This window comes from Sabulicella rubraurantiaca (genome assembly GCF_017355885.1).
Lineage (GTDB): Bacteria > Pseudomonadota > Alphaproteobacteria > Acetobacterales > Acetobacteraceae > Roseococcus > Roseococcus rubraurantiacus.
Genome location: NZ_JAFEUU010000058.1, coordinates 1 through 1,022, shown reverse-complemented (window position 1 = coordinate 1,022; position 1,022 = coordinate 1). Strand labels below are relative to the sequence as shown.

General features: G+C 62.3%; 2 tRNA genes and 2 rRNA genes. All 4 read right to left on the bottom strand.

Annotation, left to right across the window (positions count from 1 at the left end):
• Positions 1-129 (bottom strand): 23S ribosomal RNA (locus JTJ31_RS24365); the annotation flags it as partial.
• 249 nt (positions 130-378) lie between these two features.
• Positions 379-450, bottom strand: a tRNA-Ala gene (locus tag JTJ31_RS24360).
• 33 nt (positions 451-483) lie between these two features.
• Positions 484-560: transfer RNA gene (locus tag JTJ31_RS24355), tRNA-Ile, on the bottom strand.
• A gap of 341 nt (positions 561-901) precedes the next feature.
• Positions 902-1,022, bottom strand: a 16S ribosomal RNA gene (locus JTJ31_RS24350); the annotation flags it as partial.

Below are 1,022 nucleotides of genomic sequence, written 5' to 3'. Positions count from 1 at the left end.
GGGTTTCCCCATTCGGACATCCGCGGATCAACGATCGCTCGCATCTCCCCGCGGCTTTTCGCAGCGTGCCACGTCCTTCATCGCCTCTTGGCGCCAAGGCATCCACCGAACGCCCTTATCGCGCTCATCCACCACCAGCACCCGCACGCAGGACCAAGGCCCACACGTGACGCATGCCAATGGCATCAAAAAATGCCCAGCATTAGTCACTCTCACTCACACAACCAACCAATCCGATTCACCTGTCAAACAACACGCCCCCAGCGCTCACCCAGGCTTCTGGCCCAGGCCGCACCAGCGGCAAACCCGTTGTGCAGCAACCGCCGCATGCGGATGCCCGAGAAGGCCCAAGCCCTCGATCCGGCACCCTTCACTCCATGGAGACGGTCGGATTCGAACCGACGACCCCCTGCTTGCAAAGCAGGTGCTCTCCCACTGAGCTACGCCCCCGTAAACCCCAGAAAGGGCTCCAGCGGAGCAGCCTGGTGGGCCAGGGAGGACTTGAACCTCCGACCCCACGCTTATCAAGCGTGTGCTCTAACCAACTGAGCTACTGGCCCTCACCCAGCAAGCCAACGGATCCCCCAACCGAAGGACCGTGCCCCGAGGTCAGGACCTACCCAGCCAGCCAACCATCTCCACTCTTCAACCAAAACCATCGGGATGCGCGGTCGGCGCCCGATCTGGCTCGCACCAGACCCCGGCATCAACCCGCGCACCAGTCCCAGGCCAAACCCGGAACCAGTCCATGGCTCGCAGCGCTTCCGGTCATTCAGGACAGCCAGCCAACCTCGCCCCATCCGGAGCGGGGAGACCAGCCAAAGGCAGGCATGAACAAGCAAATGTCGGACACCAACAACCACGGCCAGGCGAGCCCGGCCCACGTCATCGGCATTCCTTGAAAGGAGGTGATCCAGCCGCAGGTTCCCCTACGGCTACCTTGTTACGACTTCACCCCAGTCGCTGACCCTACCGTGGTGACCGGCCTCCTTGCGGTTAGCCTAGACACTTAAGGTAGAACC